Below are 15,261 nucleotides of genomic sequence, written 5' to 3'. Positions count from 1 at the left end.
GTACCACATCGCTGCGCGATGTGCAAGCGAACTGGGCTGCTTCGCAGCCCAGTTGTTCCCGCTTCGCGGGAACGGAGCGGTTCGCTTTGCTCACCGCGTTGCCCCCTTCGCTTCGCTTCGGGGGCAACTGCAGTGCGGGTGCACCGTGTTGCGGGTGCGGGGCCGGCCTTCGGCCGGCTGGTGGCCTGCGCTGCGCTCCAGCCACCTGGTGACGCTCCGCGTCACTGGGTGTGCCACGCTTCGCGCGGCACACTTGCGGGCCTTGCGGCCCGAGCAGCAGCAGGGGTGGTCGCTCTCGGGAGCCTGCATGAATCTCCGGGGCGGCCCTCTTGGCGGAGGAGGGGTCGATCGGCACATCTCACCGGTGAGCAGCTGCCGTCAGTGCTTCCAATACTTCGTCAAAAGGGCGGGGCCAGTGGGACGTGCAGACCTCCTCTCACACCATGCGAGTCCTCATCGTCTGCTCCACCACGTGCAGGGCGTCTGTCTTGTCGTCGGATGGCGTGACTCCCCTGCGGTTCCCCTGTCTGTGCGATTACGGGCTTCGCTCATCATGTGGTGACGGGTGGTCGGAAACCATCCGCCCGAGGGGCGGTGGTCGCTGTCCGGGTGTGGGGGCTGAGTGGGTGTCAGTGGGGGCGTGGGGGGTGAGAACTGCAGGGGTCTCGGTGTGCTGCGATTGAGCGGTGTGTTCTTCACGGCAGCAGCACCTGTCGGGTGTTTGTGATGGTGAGAGTGCACAAGGTTTGCTTCAAAATTAATTGCAGATATAGTCTGGAACTTGTGGCCCTCCCTGATCCGAGGAGTGATGGAGTGCACCTCGCAGGTCTGAGGAAATGGTATGAGGACATGGAGCTGCTCGGGGTCGAGTTCGTGTCCGACTTCGAGGCGGTCCATGGGTACCTGCCCGGGGAGCACACTGTGTGCCGCGTCCCCGCCGGAGAGGGTCCCGTGTTGGTGGAAGTCTTGGCCCGGCAGGGCGTGGCGGGCCCGCTCCTGGAGTACTACGGGCATCTCGGTGGGGCAGAGCTGCCTCACCTCGGCAACGGGATCTGGATCGATGACGCCTCGTCCCTCATTGCCCAGGTCGCTGCAGGCAACTATCCCAACCGGCTCACTGGTGTTGTTGATGACACCGTGTCGGTGTTCGCCACAGACGGCGGTGGAGCCATGTACGCCCTCGGCCACACCAGCGGATACGTCTACCACCTCACCGCCGGCGCCCTCACGGGCAGCACCTTCGAGCTCGAGGAGAGCGGCTGCAGCATCGCTGCAGAAGACCTCGGGAGCTTCCTTGGGCAGCTACACGCTTCCCTCACCGCGGCCGTCGACGCGCAGCACGCCGCGCTGAAGGCGGCACACGGGCGGTAGAGACGGGCAGCAGGATTTCTGGGAAAGAGACGCCTCGATGGAAAAGAAAACACTCCGGCCGCATCAGAGAGAGGCCGTCGACGCGGTTATCCGTGCTCTCGAATTCCCTGCAAGATCACTTGTGCCCGAGCGAGGGCTCCGGACCCAGGTCATCATGGCAACCGGATCCGGGAAAACTCTCGTCGCCGTGCGCAGCGCGCAGGAGCTCCACGCGGGGCGTGTGCTCGTCCTCGTCCCCTCGCTGGACCTGCTGGCGCAGACCGAGGCCGCGTGGCGTGAAGGCGGCCGCACGGGCCCGATGATCGGGGTGTCATCGCTGCGGGGTGAGGAGGTGTCCTTCCCGAACACCACGGACGTGGACGAGCTGGTGGAGTGGACCCGGCCCTTCGACAAGGTCACCGTGTTCGCCACCTACGCCTCCCTCGGTCTGGGCACGCTGGAGCGCGCGCACACCGCGGGCCTTTCGGGCTGGGACCTGATCGTCGTCGACGAGGCGCACCGCACCTCCGGGCGGATCGGCAAGCCGTGGGCGGTCGTCCACGACAACCAGAAAATCCCGGCCCTGCGGCGCCTCTACATGACGGCCACACCCCGGCTGTGGCAACTCGGAGACGAGAACCAGGAACAGGGCGCGCCGGGTGAGCTGGTGGCCTCGATGGACGACGATCCAAACGGCCCGTTCGGCAGCCGCTGCTACACGCTGACGCTCTCGGCAGCGATCGACCGGGGCATCTGCTCCCCCTACCAAGTCGTATGCGTCGACGTCACCGACACACAGCTCCAGGCCGCGCAGCTCCTCGGTGGTGAGGCCCGGTCCGAGGCCGTACGCGGGGCGCGGCTCGCCGCTCTGCAGACCGCCCTGGTGAAGGCGTCGGCCGAGGAGGGCTTCCGCAGGACGCTGGTGTTCCACCACGTGGTGAAGGAGGCCGAGGCTTTCGCGGCCGGCCTGCCGGACGTCGCTCAGCGGCTGCACGTGGCGGATCCGGAGCTGTACCCGAAGACGGTCTGGGCCAACTGGCTGTGCGGGGAGCACAAGCCGCTTCATCGCAGGCGGGTGCTGGACGAGTTCGCTACCGGGATCACGGGCGACGGCACCGTGGTCGAGAAGAGCTATCTGGGGTCCGTGAAAGTCCTCGGAGAAGGCGTCGACACAGCCCGATGCGATTCCGTGTACTTCGCCGACGTACGCGGCTCCATGCCCGACCTCGTCCAAGCTGTCGGGCGTGCCCTGCGGATGCAGCCCGGCGAAGGCAAAACCGCCTCCCTCGTGGTGCCCGTACTGCTGGGGCCCGGGGAGACGGCGGACAACATGCTCACGTCCCGGGCGTACGGCGGACTGGCCAAGCTGTTGGAAGCCCTCCGCGCACACGACACCCGGATCGTGGAAGCCCTCGCCGAACAGCAGGCCCCCAGCCGCTCCCCCAAGGGCCGCGAGCTGGGCGAAGAAGGCGAAGACCAGGAGCAGCAGGCGGCGTGGGAGGGCGTCAGCAGCCCGGCCAAGGCCCTGCTGAAATTCTCCACACCCCGCAACCCCGCCCAGCTGGCCGCGTTCATCAACCTCCGCGTCCTCAACCCCGAACACGAGCACTGGCGCCGCGGTGTGGAAGCCGCTGTCATCTACCACCGACTGCATGGCGACCTACGCGTCCCATTCACCTACCGCATCCCCCACGGAAAGGAAACCGGCGGTGCCGAGAGCGGGGCCCCGGGCAGCGCGGCAGAGGAAGGGGCAGGGGCAGGGGCAGGGCAGATCGTATGGCCGACCCCGCTGCACAGCTTTCCACTTGGCCAGTGGATCGCCGACGCACGCCGCTTCCACGCCCAAGGTCGCATGAACCAAGACCGCGCCGCACAGCTCGAAAAGCTCGGCATGATCTGGTCCCACTACGACCTCGCCTGGGAACAAGGCCTGGCCGCCGCCCGCGCATGGGCCACCGAACACGGACACCTGCTCGCGCCCCTGGACGCCACGTTCCAGGACGCGACGGTGGGCATCTGGCTGAAGAACCAGCGGGCCGCCGCCCGGCGGGCCGCCGAGAACGAGCAACGGAGTGCCGAAGGCCTCTCGGCCCAATCGTCGCCCGGGGCAATGTCGCAGGAGCGGCGCGAGCAACTGGAAGACATCGACCCCGCCTGGTGCCCGGCATGGCCCGTCACATGGCAGCGGTGCTTCCACCTCACCCGCCAGCACCTTGACGCCGGCGGGACGCCACCCACCACGCCGGGCGACGTCGTACGCCAAGGCGAAGACCTCGGACGGTGGGTACGGGCACAACAGCTGGGCTGGGAGAAGCTGACCGGGGTGCAGCAATGGATGTGCGAACACATCCTCGGCATCACACCCGCCAGCGAGAACGAGAAACCAAAGCCACGGGTCAGCCAGGCCGACAAGTGGGCCATGCACCTGGCCGCCGCGACCCAGTACTTCAAGCGTGAGGGACACCTGCAGGTCCCCCGCAAACACGTAGAAACCATCACCGTGGACCGACACGACGGCGAAGGCGAAAGCCGGGAACAGCGGCAGGAGCAGCGGGACATCAAGCTCGGCGCCTGGGTCAGCAACCAGCGAAGCAGGGCGGCGTCGCTGACGCCCGAGCGGGTCGAGCAGCTCTCCACCATCGGCATGCGCTGGGCGTGAGGGGCGTCGTCATCGCGGCCGTCGCGCTCGCGGTCGGCTGTCTGCTCGGGCGTCTGCGTCCCTGGCAGCATCTGGGCAACTGGACTGCCTGCTCAGGGCCTGATGGCATGATCGAAGCGTGACCAGTGAACCCGGCCAGTCCGGTGCGATGAGATATGTCCTGTTTGATGTCGATGGCACGTTGATCGACGCCGTGGACAATCAGCGCCTGGTTTGGCGAACGTGGGCAGAGCGATACGGACTGGACCCCGATGAGGTCTATCGAGTGGCGCTGCGGACGAGGCCGATGGAGACCTTCACGCAGGTTGCTCCGGACCAGGACCCCGGGGAGTGCCTTGCCGCATTGCACGAGCTGGAGGACGAGGACGTCCGCTCCGGCGCGTATACGGCCTTCGGCGGCGCCTCGGAGCTGCTGAGTACTCTGCATCCCGGGTCCTGGGCACTGGTGACTTCGAACTATGAGCACCGGGTACGTGGACGTTTCGCACGGACGGGCTTGCCGGTCCCGGAGGTCCTCGTGGATGCGGCCGCCGTGGACGAAGGCAAGCCGTCGCCTGTGCCGTATCTGCAGGCAGCCGCGCGACTTGGTGCCAAACCGGAGGACTGTCTGGTCATCGAGGACGCCCCATCCGGGGTTGAGTCCGGGCTGCGTGCCGGGATGACGGTGTGGGGAGTCAACGCCCCAGCGGCGGTGGACGGCGTGCATCGTCACTTCGGCAGCCTGCGCGAAGCGGTCCGCGACGTCCTTGCTTTCGTGTCCGGACCCCGCTTTCACGGGCTGGAGGAATCAGCCGCAGTGGAAAGATCTTGATGTGGCTGGTGTGATCACGGCGTCGGAGCCGTCTTGGACAGTCCCGTTCCCGGGCTGAGCCCGCGCCAGTTCATGAAACCGGTGACGGCGCTGCATCGCAAGGGGTCGACGCCACCCGCCAGGGCAGGCCGCGGAGCCTGCTGGTGGAACGCCATGTCGTACGGATCCCGGCCGGTGCTGCGCGTTGCACGCAGCTGCGCCGGCGATGACGGCACGGTCGTAGCGCAGCGGCACCCGGGGGATGTCCCACTGCCCCGCTTCGTCAGAGGAAGTCGGGGTGCGGCCCGATCGCCGGGGCCGCCCTCGGGATTACGGTCCGGCTCGCGAACGTCGGGCGCCGGGCACCGGGCGCCCGGCGCCGGGCGAAAGCGGGCCCGGGCAGGGCCCAGCGCGCGGTGCAGAGGCGGTACCCCGGGCTCTGACCGCACGACATCCTCGCCCCGGTGATACCGGTGCAGTGCGCGGCAAGCGCGGCGAGCGCGGCATCCACGATTTACTCGTCCAGGCCCCGCTCACAGCGGCCGCCACGCAGAACGAGGCCAAGACGGCAGCGGGCTTCGGCACACAGATACCGACCATAGAACCAGCCACCACCGCTCATCACGACACACGCACGCCGTCACATCCACGACCACCAGCACGACATCGACCACCACGGCAACACGGGCCCGGATCACAGCGGCCGCGGCGCGGACACACACAAGCAGGGACTCGATAACGTCGAACTCCACCCCAAAGTTGAGGATGGCGCTCGCGACGGTCGCCGAACCCGCGAGCACCGAGATCGCGACGACCGCGGTGACGACAGCGCGCTGCGACCGCGGCCAAGCCCGCGACGAAGCCCGCCGGAAGCTGAGAGCCGAAGAGCGACGGGCCCGGCCCCGTGGCGCAGCCGCCACGGGGCCGGGCCCGTTCGGCGTCTCCTTCGGCAAGGAAGCAAGGACGACGGTCGACCGGTGTCACATGATGCTGAGCAGTACAAGGAGCGCAACACGGTGGAACGCTGCATCAACAAGCTCCGGGCATGGCGGGGCTCCAGCTACGCGGATCCATCATCTGGATGCGCAGGCTCACCCCGGGGCCGCGGTCGCGGCGCCCGGCTGGCAAGCTGGACGCCGCAACCGCGCACGTCAGGCCGGCGAGCTGATCGGCCGGCCGAGGTGCCGGGCGAAGAACCGGACCGCGCTGTCGGCCTCGAACCTGGGCAGCTCCTTGTGCTTGCCCGAGTTCACGTGCAACGACTTCTCCATTGAGGCGAAGGCGTCGAACAGCGCGAGACCCTCCTCGCGCGAGATGTGCTCGTCGTCCCACTGCAGGTCGAACTCGATCGGGATGGTGATCTGCTTCGCCTTCTCGGCCAGGACATCGGGCCAGTGCTGGCCGAAGACCGCGGCGGTGATCCTGGGTTCGTTCGCCACGAACGGTATGCCGATCGCGGTGCCCATGTTGATGCCCCAGAAGCCGACCGGCCCATCGGTGCCGATCTCCGGGAGTTTCTGGAGGGCGTCCAGGGTCGCCTGGTACTCGGGCACGGCAAGCTCCGCCAGGTGGTCGTTGTAGCGCACGACGATCGGGCCTTCCGGCTCGCCCGCCGCCCGCGCCCGGAACAGCTCGGCGATCTCCGCCTCGTCGTGCTTCGTGCGCGGCCGGTCGCCGTGACCGGGCGCGTCGATGACGGCGACGTGCAAACCACAGCCGGTCACGAGGAGACGGGCGCGGCCGGACATCGCCGGATGCTTCTTGTGGTTGCCGCCGCCGTGGGCCATCAGGACCAGGGGGGCGCGATCGGCTGCACCGGAAACCGGCGACCAGAGAACGCCGGGGACACCGCCCACGATGAAGTCGCGTTCGACCATGCTGTTCGACGACGACTCGGCGGTGAACTGCAGAAAGTGCATAAGTGTTGCCTTTCGGGAGTGCCTTGTTGTCGAGGCGCTCCCGGCGACACCTACGTCAATCGCCGGCCGTGATGGGAAGGGGGAGCACCCACGTTGATACAGCGTTCATGGGTCTCACCTCCTCGGGCGGTGTCACGGTCGACTGCAAGCTACCAGCCCGATCATCATCCCTCCAACCCCTTTCCCCGCCACGTCGTTACGACTCCAGACAGGCCCTGGTGCTGTGACCGCATAGGTTCGCCGGGTTGTGTTCAGGCCACCTGTGACTCGCAGCGATACCTGGCCACTCGCAACCATGGAGGGCCACTCCCGAGGCGGCATCGAGCGATGAGTTCCGATACGAAGAGAGGTCTTCTTGGGCGGATGTGCTTGTGAGGTGCCGGTAGGGGCGTCGGCCAGTCCTCGGATCGTGGGCACGTACGAACTCGACCAAGCTTGATGACCGTAAGGAGAATCCAGCGTGAGCGACATTGTGGTCCAGAAGATCGTCCGGCCTGGGCGCGCAGTATCGGGCCCGTGGCTGGAGGTGATCGCCTCGAATCTCGATTACCACCGAGCGACCTTCTTGTGGAAGTGCGAGGGCCTCTCGGATGAACAACTGCGGCTACGTCCTGTGCGGTCGTCGGCGTTGACCCTGCTGGGGCTCATGCGCCATCTGCAGGGGGTTGAGCGTGCCTGGTTCCAGCGGACGTTGGCCGGCACGACGCCTCGCTTCTTTCCCTATCGGACCTACGTCACCGCTGACGGTGGCGAGTGGTACGACGAGTCGGACGCTACGCCGGCCGGGGAGGTCTACGAGGACTATCTGAAAGCGTGCGAGGAGTCGCGGCAGGTATTCGCAAAGGTGACCGCCGACCTCGCGCGCATCGTGCCGAACCCGGAATTCGGTGACACCGATGTGCGATTCGTCCTTGAGCACGTGATCGAGGAGTACGCCCGCCACGTCGGCCATGCGGATCTCCTCCGCGAGGCCATCGATGGCGTCACTGGCGAGTAGCCGACCGCTACGCCCCACGAAGCATGGGTCTGATGCACGATCGGGTGACATCTGAACTGGCTTGCCCTGCGGGGCGGGTGGGAAGGATGTCGCTGTGCCCAAGCCTTATCCGGAAGCGGCTTCAGGCCACGACTCCACCCTGGACTGTGAAGAGCCGGCTTGCCCCTTCGCCCAGCCGCATCCCGGTGTAGACGAGCGAATCGGCGAACAGCGCGTTACGCTCGCCGTTCCGTCCGCGCCACGTCGGGTCCGGCCCACAGGCGCACAGCGGTACGGCCGGAGTGCAGCTCCTCGGCGGCCACGACGGAGTACTCGAGCCCGCTCAGGCGCTGCCCACCGCGGCCGCCCTGAAGCCGTCGTGGGCCGCCACCAGCTCTGCGAAGCGGCACCGTGTCCGAACAGCGAAGCGCGTGGAGGGCGGGCAGCCAGGCTGCCCTCCACGCGCCGGTGGCGCGGCCCCGTGTCAGTTCTGACGTACCTGTGCCATTTCGGCGCGGGTGTAGATGCGGCCCTGGCGCTTGGCGGTTATGAGGAACAGCACGGTGGGCACGGCGCACACCAGGACGGCGAAGATGCTGGCCTCGGGGCCGAAGTCGCCACCGGTCAGGGCCTGGGGACCGCTGACGGAGGCGTGCAGCAGGCCGCCGGTGCCGGTCCCGGAGCCGGAGACGGCGGTGCCGTAGATGCCCTGCTCGGCCATGTTCCAGCCCAGGTGCAGGCCGATCGGCAGCCACAGCGAGCGGGTGGCGGCGTAGAGCGCGCCGAACATCAGCCCGGCCTCGACGGCGATGGCCAGCGCGCCCCAGAGCGTCGCGTCGGGGTTGACCAAGTGCAGGCCGCCGAAAGCGAGCCCGGAGACGGCCAGCGCCCCCCACGTCCCGGTCTTCTCCTCCAGCACCCGAAACAGCGCACCGCGGAAGGCCAGTTCCTCAGTGGCCGCCACGCAGCTCATCAACCCCAACGTGGTCAGTGCGCCACCGATCGATCCCCAGCCGTGGATGTGGTATCCGCCGGTCATCGCGACCAGCGCGATCGTGACGGTGAACAGACCCAGCCCGAGCAGGGCCCCCCGGCACAGTTCCGGCCGGGCCTGCGCCGGAGCCAGCTCCTGCGGCCTGCCGCGGCCCTCCAGGTACCGCACGAGCCTGGCATAGGCGGCCAGGGCGAGGCCGCCGGTGGCCACCCCGCTGATCAGAGCACTCAGCGGAGTGGCGGCGGCGGCACTGTTGATCGCGCTGGTGATCCCGCCCACGGCCAGCATCAGCACGAACAGCACCGGCAGACGCACCCACGTCGACGTCGCCCACCGCGCGAGGTGCCCGGTGTTCTTCCCGGCCGATCCGGTCCTTTCGGCTCCGCGACCGGCGAGTCGTTTCGGTGACTGGTGGTGGTTGGACGACATGGCTTCCTCCTCGGGGGCCCGCTCCCAGCAGGCGGTCTCCGCTTTCGATGCCGGAAAACTACGGGCCGCGGCTCCTGCGAATCGTCACCACCGGGTGGGCACTTGCCGCATCCTCCGGTCCCCCGAGCGAGCTACCCGGCTGTTCTCTTGCGGGGGACACAACTCCCGCCACAGGACGCTAGATTCACCGAGCAGGACCGTCCGGTCCGCGCTGCCGTGTGGTGCGGATGCCGGGCGGGTCGTACCGAATGGACCAGGCCGCGGACCACGGCCCGGTCCTCATGCCGCTCAGTGCCGGACTTACGAGATCATGGATGATGACGGAAGACCAAGCAGCTTGTGAACCATCAGGCTCGGCATGCCCCGCGCCGACGCACCCCGCTCCCCGCCCGGGCCGGCCAAGGACCGGCCGGCCCGCGGCGCCCCCTTCCGGGGGCCGGGGCCGAACCGCGGGCACGGGACAGGGGCCCCTCCGCACGCGGGAACCCGGTGGCCGCCGCGACCAGTCGGCTCCGCCGGCTGTCGCGGTGGTGGGGAGCACGCCCCACCGCTACCAGGGACCGCGAGTTCGCGCTCGTCTTCACCGTGCTGTCGTTCGCGGAGCCGCTGTCACGGGTCGGGGCGCGGTTCGGCGACCTTCCCACTCACGACGCCTCCATGGCGAGCGTGCTGCTGACGTTGGGTCAGACTCTGCCGCTCGCGGTGCGCACCCGATGGCCGGCCGTCTGCCTCGCGGTAGCGGGGACCTCGTTCGCGGTCCACGAGTGCCTCGGCTACCCGGCGGCCTTCGGCAGCCTGGGGCTGTACATCGCGCTGTACTCCGTGGGTGCCCACCAGGAACGCCTCCGGCGGGCCGTACCGCTGGCGGCGACGGGCGGGTACCTGGTGTTCAATGTCGCCCTGTACGCGCTGGGCTCGCCCGACGGCCTGACCGACTTCCTGGTCTACTACCTTGTCCTGGCGGCGATGTGGGGCCTGGGCGTCCTGGTTCGCGGGCGGCGGGCGCACGAGGCCGAGCGTCGGCGCCTGTCCGCACAGGCGGCCATCGATGCGGAACGCGGGCGACTGGCCCGGGAGCTGCACGACGTGGTGACCCACCATGTGACCGCGATGGTCGTGCAGGCCGGCGCGGCACAGTACCTCACCGGGTCACCGGACCGGATCGGCGAGGCCCTCGACGCCATCAACGGCACCGGCCGCCGCGCGCTGGCCGAACTACGGTTCCTGCTCGGCGTGCTGGAGGCGACCGGCGAGTCGGCGCCCAAGGAACGGACGCCGTTGCCGGGCCGGGTGCCTGACCTGGTGGAGCAGACACGAGCGGGCGGCCAGCCGATCGAACTGGTCGAGGACGGAGAGCAGCCGGACATGGACATAGGCGCCCGACTCACGGCGTATCGCGTCGTGCAGGAATCCCTGACGAACGCCGTGAAATACGCCGCGGGCAGGCCGACACTGGTACGGCTCACGCACGCCCCCGACTGGACGGACATCGAGGTCACCACCGCCCAAGCAGCCGACGGGGCGCCCGTGTCCGCCGCCCTCCGCCACGGCGGGCCGCACGTCTCGGGCGGCCGGGGCCTGACCGGGCTACGGGAACGGGTGGAGATGCTGGGCGGCGAGTTCGCCGCCGGGCCCCGCCCGGAGGGCGGGTTCCGCGTGCACGCACGCATCCCCACAGAAGGTGCCGCATGAGTGAACCGCCCGCTGCGATCAGGGTGCTGGTCTGCGAGGACCAAGCCCTCGTGCGCGCCGGCTTCGTCACGATCCTCTCCGCCCAGCCCGACATGGAGGTCGTGGGCGAGGCCGCGGACGGCCGAGCGGCGATCCGGAGCGCGCAGGAGCTGAATCCGGACGTCGTCGTCATGGACATCCGCATGCCCCTGCTCGACGGAATCGAGGCCACCCGCCACCTGGCAGGACCCGACTCCCCCAACCCCGCGAAAATCCTCATCGTCACGACCTTCAACGTCGACGAATACGTGTACGAGGCCCTCCGCGCCGGCGCCAGCGGCTTCCTACTCAAGGACGCCCCACCGCCCGAACTGATCAACGCGGTACGCACCGTCGCCCGCGGCGAGTCCCTCCTCGCCCCCGCCGTCACCCGCACCCTGATCGGCCGCTTCGCCAAACGCCTGCGCCCCACCACCGTCCCCACGTCCCCCGAGCGCGACCGCCTCAAGGTGCTCACCCCCCGCGAGCACGAGGTCCTCCTTCTCATCAGCAAGGGCCTGTCGAACGCCGAAATAGCCACCCAGTTGGTCATCAGCGCAGAGACCGTGAAGACCTACGTCTCCCGCATCCTCACCAAACTGGACCTCCGCGACCGCGTCCAGGCGGTGGTCCTGGCGTACCGGGCGGGCGTGGTGGGAGGCGGCGACCGAGCCTGACGACCGTGTGACACCGGCCGGGGCCGTCGGCCCACCCAGGCGTCGCGGCTGCGAGGCCGGCCGCCCAACCAGGGGCGGCGGTAGCGTCCGCTGATCCGGCGAGCGGGTCCGGCAGCTGGAGGCCCGGGTGGCCGAGCTCGAGGCGAGTGAGCGCAAGCTCGCCACCGAGCGGGACATCCTCCGCACGGCGGCGGGCCGAGGCCGTTCTGGCTGTCGAGCGCGATCAACGAGCCCTCGAGCCCACCGACCGCGTCTTCTTCGTGCACCAGGGCTATCAGTTCGAGTTCATGCGAGGCACCGGACCTGATCCCGAGGTCTGGTCATACTCCGAAGGCGAGCACGCAGACGTTCCCGTCCGCAGTTGGGCCTCCTTCCCCGACTGGCTCCGCGCGACTACCGAAGCAGAGATACCGGCCTGGAAGCACCACGTCGAGACGGTGCGCGAGGAGATCAACGCCGACGGCAGCATCACGTTGCGCTGGTAGCCAATCCCTGGGTTCATGGAGCCCGCTTCCCGTACACCGTTTTCGTTCTGACCGAGGCAAAGGAACGGAGACGGGACACGGGATCGAACATGCCTGGTGCATGTACACCGAAAGATGATCTACTCTCGCCGGCGGTGACGTGTGTCCCGTCTCATCGCTGACGGGGAAGGCCAAGGTGCGGGCCGCGATATCAAGACATGTTCAAGACGACACGAATCCCAGACCGGAATTCGCCGTTCTGGGATCTCTGGAAGTGCGCAGCGGCAGCGATTTCGTATCGGTCAACGGGGCTCTGCAACGGCGCGTTCTCGTGATGCTGCTCCTGGAGGCCGGGCGTGTCGTGCCCATCTCCCGTCTGGTGGCGGCCGCATGGAACGAAGAACCGCCGGACAGCGCCGAGCACCAGGTGCGCAAGATGGTTGCCAAACTGCGTAGCCGCATTCCGCACGGCCCCGACATCATCGTCACCGACGGGCCCGGATACCGCGCGGTCGTCGACACCGAGCACCTCGATCTGCTGCGTTACCAGAAGCTATTGCGACAGGCCAGGGAATCACTGGACGCGAGAGAGACGGAGCAGGCCGCCGCACAGTTGCGTGAGGCGCTGGCGCTGTGGCGAGGGCCGGTGCTGTCCGGTTCCGGCGGCCGTGTGGTCGACGCCGCCTCGACGGCTCTGGAGGAGCAGCGGCTCACCGCCGCCGAGCAGCTCTACGATCTGTGCATCGACGCGGGCGAGGCCGCCGGGATCACGGGCGAGCTGCGTGTCCTCGTCGACGAGCATCCGCTGCGCGAGACGCTGCGCAGTCGGCTGATGCTCGCCCTCTACCACTCCGGCCAACAGGCCGCCGCGCTGGCCGAGTTCGCCCACGTCCGAGGGCACCTCGCGGACGAACTGGGCATCGACCCCGGCACGGAGCTAACCGGACTGCACGAACGCATCCTGCGCCAGGACCCATCGCTCACCCGCCCGGAACGTGCCGCGTCCCGTGTCTCGCACCAGGTGACCGAGGCTCCGCACTCGCTGCCGTTCGACGTGCCCGACTTCTCCGGTCGCACCTCCGAGTTGCAGTGGATCTGCGATGCGGGCCGACGTGCCCCGGAGGGCTCGCCGACGGTCCTGGCCCTCGACGGCATGGGCGGCGGCGGCAAAACAGCCCTCACCGTCCGGGCTGCCCATCAACTGGCCGAGCAGTATCCGCAAGGCAGTCTCTTCATCGACCTGCACGGCTTCACACCGGGCCAGACGCCGCTCAGCGCGTTCCACGCACAAGGAGACCTGCTCGCCGCCGCCGGCATCCCCAGCGAGGAAATACCCACGGTGCCGGCGGGACGTGCCGCGCGGTGGCAGTCCTACATGCGGGGCCGTCGTATGTTGCTGGTGCTGGACAACGCCGCCGCATCCGAGCAGGTGCGGGCACTGATCCCCGCCTCCTCCGACAGCCTGGTCCTGATTACCAGCCGCCCGCGACTGACCGGACTGGACGGAGTCGAGTGGCTCTCCGTGGGCGCCCTTCCGGAGCTGGACAGCCACCAACTCCTGCGCACCACCCTCGGTGACGCACGCGTGGAGGGAGAGCCGGACGCGGCCCGTGAGCTGCTGCGGCTGTGCGGAGGGCTCCCGCTGGCGGTCCGGATCGCCGCCGCGCGGCTGGCGAACCGTCCGCACTGGACCGTCGAGCGACTCGTCGAACGGCTGCGCGACCATGGCCGGCGCCTGGACGAACTCACCAGCGAGGGCAGGGGTGTCGCGGGCGCGCTGCTGCTGTCGTACCAGTCCATGCCCCCGGGCCAGCGCACGGCCTTCCGGCTCCTGGGACACCACCCCGGACGCTATCTGGACGCCGAAGAAGCCGCCGCACTGCTGGACACGGACATCCGGACGGCCGAGGGCGTACTGGAAGAGCTGGTCGACGTACGGCTGCTGGAGGCCAGGGAGGCGGGGGTGTACGCGCTACACGACCTGGTGCGCAGCTTCGTGCAACGCGTCGCGCAGGATCAGAGAGCGCCCGAAGACGGGCAGGCGGTGCGGCGACTGCTCGATCACTACCTGGACACGGCGGAACGCGCGTGCGACACGCTGTTTCCCGGACGGCGCCACTTCGGAGACCGCGACGAGGAAGTCCGGGCAGGCGACGAGTTCGACCACAAGGACAAGGCCCTCCAGTGGCTCGACCAGCACCGTGACAGTCTGCTGGCGGCGGTGAACGCCGCACGCCAGGAGGGACTGCTGTGGCACGCCGCGCGGCTGCCGCGTGAGCTGGGCTTCCACTCCAGCATCCGCGGCTACGACGCCAGGGCGAACGAGGCACTGGAGACGGGGGTCAGCGCGTCGCGGCGCCTCGGGGACCAGTCGTTGATCCGGCTGAACCTGATGAACCTGGCCATGGGCAAGTGGCGGCTGGGGCAGCTGCGCGAAGCGGTCACCCAGCTGGAAGAAGCCTTGGAGCTGTCCCGGCAGATGGCGGACGAGCACAGCGAGGCGGAGTGCCGGGCCCGGCTGGGGCAGGCGCACAACAGCATGGGCGAGCTGGAACGCGCGCTGCGGCTGAACCAGGAGGCCAACAGACGTGCGCAGGAGCTCGGTTTCACCCGGCTAGCCGGCTCGACGCTCAGCACGCTGAGCCTGACCCAGGTGCGGCTCGGTCGGTTCGAGGAGGCAGCGGAGTCGGCGCAGCGGGCGGTGACGATCTTCGACTCGATCAAGGAGATCCAGCTCTCCGTGGACGCGCTGAGCAATCTCTCCCAGGCGATCGAGGGCCTGGGCCGCTTCGAGGAGGCGCTCGCCCGGGCCGACGCCGCGCTGGAACGGTGCCAGCGCATGAGCATGCCCTCCGTGCTGCCGCTCGTACTCGCCCGAAGAGCCGACGTGCTGGTGCGCCTGGGCGAACTGGAGGAGGCGGCGGACAGCGCCGACCATGCACTCGCCAAAGCCACCAGCAGTACCGCCGATATCCACCGTGCCACCGTGCACCTCGCGGTCGGCCGCGTGCGATACGCGCAGGGCGACCTGGACACGGCGCGGGCTCAACAGCTGCTGGCCCACGAAATTGCCTGCCGTATGGAGTTGCGCTACGACGAGGCGTGCGCACTGTGGGGCCTGGCCCGTACCGCCGAGGCCCAGGGACACCCGCAGATGGCCCGGCAGCACCGCTCAGCGGCAGACGACCTCTTCTCCCTCATGAAGGTGCCGGAGACAGCCCGGTGACATCCTGCGCCTCGGGCAGCACACGGCGCGGGGATCGGGCGGGTGTCCGGAGGGGAACGGGCCGGGA

Annotated in this window: 10 protein-coding genes and 1 pseudogene; 9 read left to right on the top strand and 2 right to left on the bottom strand. The window is 68.8% G+C overall.

Annotated elements, in window-relative coordinates; translation table 11 throughout:
* The first annotated feature begins 726 nt into the window (after window positions 1-726).
* The 4 genes and pseudogenes from OG878_RS42080 to OG878_RS42065 form a co-directional block, all read left to right on the top strand.
* On the top strand, window positions 727-1,371 hold the full coding sequence (locus OG878_RS42080) for a hypothetical protein (RefSeq protein ID WP_328884794.1): 645 nt from the start codon (window positions 727-729) through the stop codon (window positions 1,369-1,371).
* 37 nt (window positions 1,372-1,408) lie between these two features.
* A complete protein-coding gene (locus OG878_RS42075) occupies window positions 1,409-4,009 on the top strand; it encodes a DEAD/DEAH box helicase (protein WP_328891967.1) in 2,601 nt (866 codons plus the stop codon).
* Between the two features lie 118 nt (window positions 4,010-4,127).
* Window positions 4,128-4,820, top strand: a complete 693-nt coding sequence (locus OG878_RS42070) for an HAD-IA family hydrolase (RefSeq protein ID WP_328891966.1) — start codon at window positions 4,128-4,130, stop codon at window positions 4,818-4,820.
* Between the two features lie 947 nt (window positions 4,821-5,767).
* Window positions 5,768-5,854 (top strand): annotated as a pseudogene (locus OG878_RS42065) (IS5/IS1182 family transposase); the annotation flags it as partial.
* Window positions 5,855-5,950: 96 nt separating this feature from the next.
* Here the strand turns inward: OG878_RS42065 and OG878_RS42060 are convergent.
* Window positions 5,951-6,718, bottom strand: coding sequence for an alpha/beta hydrolase (locus tag OG878_RS42060; protein WP_328891965.1), 768 nt, complete (start codon window positions 6,716-6,718; stop codon window positions 5,951-5,953).
* A 460-nt stretch (window positions 6,719-7,178) separates the two neighbouring features.
* Between OG878_RS42060 and OG878_RS42055 the strand changes: the two genes are divergently transcribed.
* On the top strand, window positions 7,179-7,715 hold the full coding sequence (locus OG878_RS42055; RefSeq protein ID WP_328891964.1) for a DinB family protein: 537 nt from the start codon (window positions 7,179-7,181) through the stop codon (window positions 7,713-7,715).
* Between the two features lie 463 nt (window positions 7,716-8,178).
* On the opposite strand, the gene OG878_RS42050 is transcribed toward OG878_RS42055, so the two are convergent.
* Window positions 8,179-9,117 carry a CPBP family intramembrane glutamic endopeptidase gene (locus OG878_RS42050; RefSeq protein WP_328891963.1) on the bottom strand — a complete coding sequence of 313 codons (939 nt, stop codon included), beginning with the start codon at window positions 9,115-9,117 and terminating at the stop codon, window positions 8,179-8,181.
* Between the two features lie 489 nt (window positions 9,118-9,606).
* Between OG878_RS42050 and OG878_RS42045 the strand changes: the two genes are divergently transcribed.
* The 4 genes from OG878_RS42045 to OG878_RS42030 all read left to right on the top strand — a co-directional run bounded on the left by OG878_RS42045 (window position 9,607) and on the right by OG878_RS42030 (window position 15,194).
* On the top strand, window positions 9,607-10,809 hold the full coding sequence (locus OG878_RS42045) for a sensor histidine kinase (protein WP_328891962.1): 1,203 nt from the start codon (window positions 9,607-9,609) through the stop codon (window positions 10,807-10,809).
* The gene (locus tag OG878_RS42040; RefSeq protein WP_328891961.1) at window positions 10,806-11,504 is read left to right on the top strand and encodes a response regulator transcription factor; all 699 of its coding nucleotides are present in this window, start codon (window positions 10,806-10,808) and stop codon (window positions 11,502-11,504) included. The genes OG878_RS42045 and OG878_RS42040 overlap by 4 nt, the downstream gene beginning before the upstream one ends.
* A 146-nt stretch (window positions 11,505-11,650) precedes the next feature.
* The gene (locus OG878_RS42035) at window positions 11,651-11,989 is read left to right on the top strand and encodes a hypothetical protein (protein WP_328891960.1); all 339 of its coding nucleotides are present in this window, start codon (window positions 11,651-11,653) and stop codon (window positions 11,987-11,989) included.
* A 253-nt stretch (window positions 11,990-12,242) separates the two neighbouring features.
* The gene (locus OG878_RS42030) at window positions 12,243-15,194 is read left to right on the top strand and encodes an AfsR/SARP family transcriptional regulator (RefSeq protein WP_328891959.1); all 2,952 of its coding nucleotides are present in this window, start codon (window positions 12,243-12,245) and stop codon (window positions 15,192-15,194) included.
* Window positions 15,195-15,261: the final 67 nt, after the last annotated feature.

This window comes from Streptomyces sp. NBC_00316 (assembly GCF_036158715.1).
In the GTDB taxonomy this organism is placed as follows: Bacteria; Actinomycetota; Actinomycetes; order Streptomycetales; family Streptomycetaceae; genus Streptomyces.
Note: the sequence above shows the minus strand (reverse complement) of the source record. Positions and strands in the feature narration are given on the sequence as shown.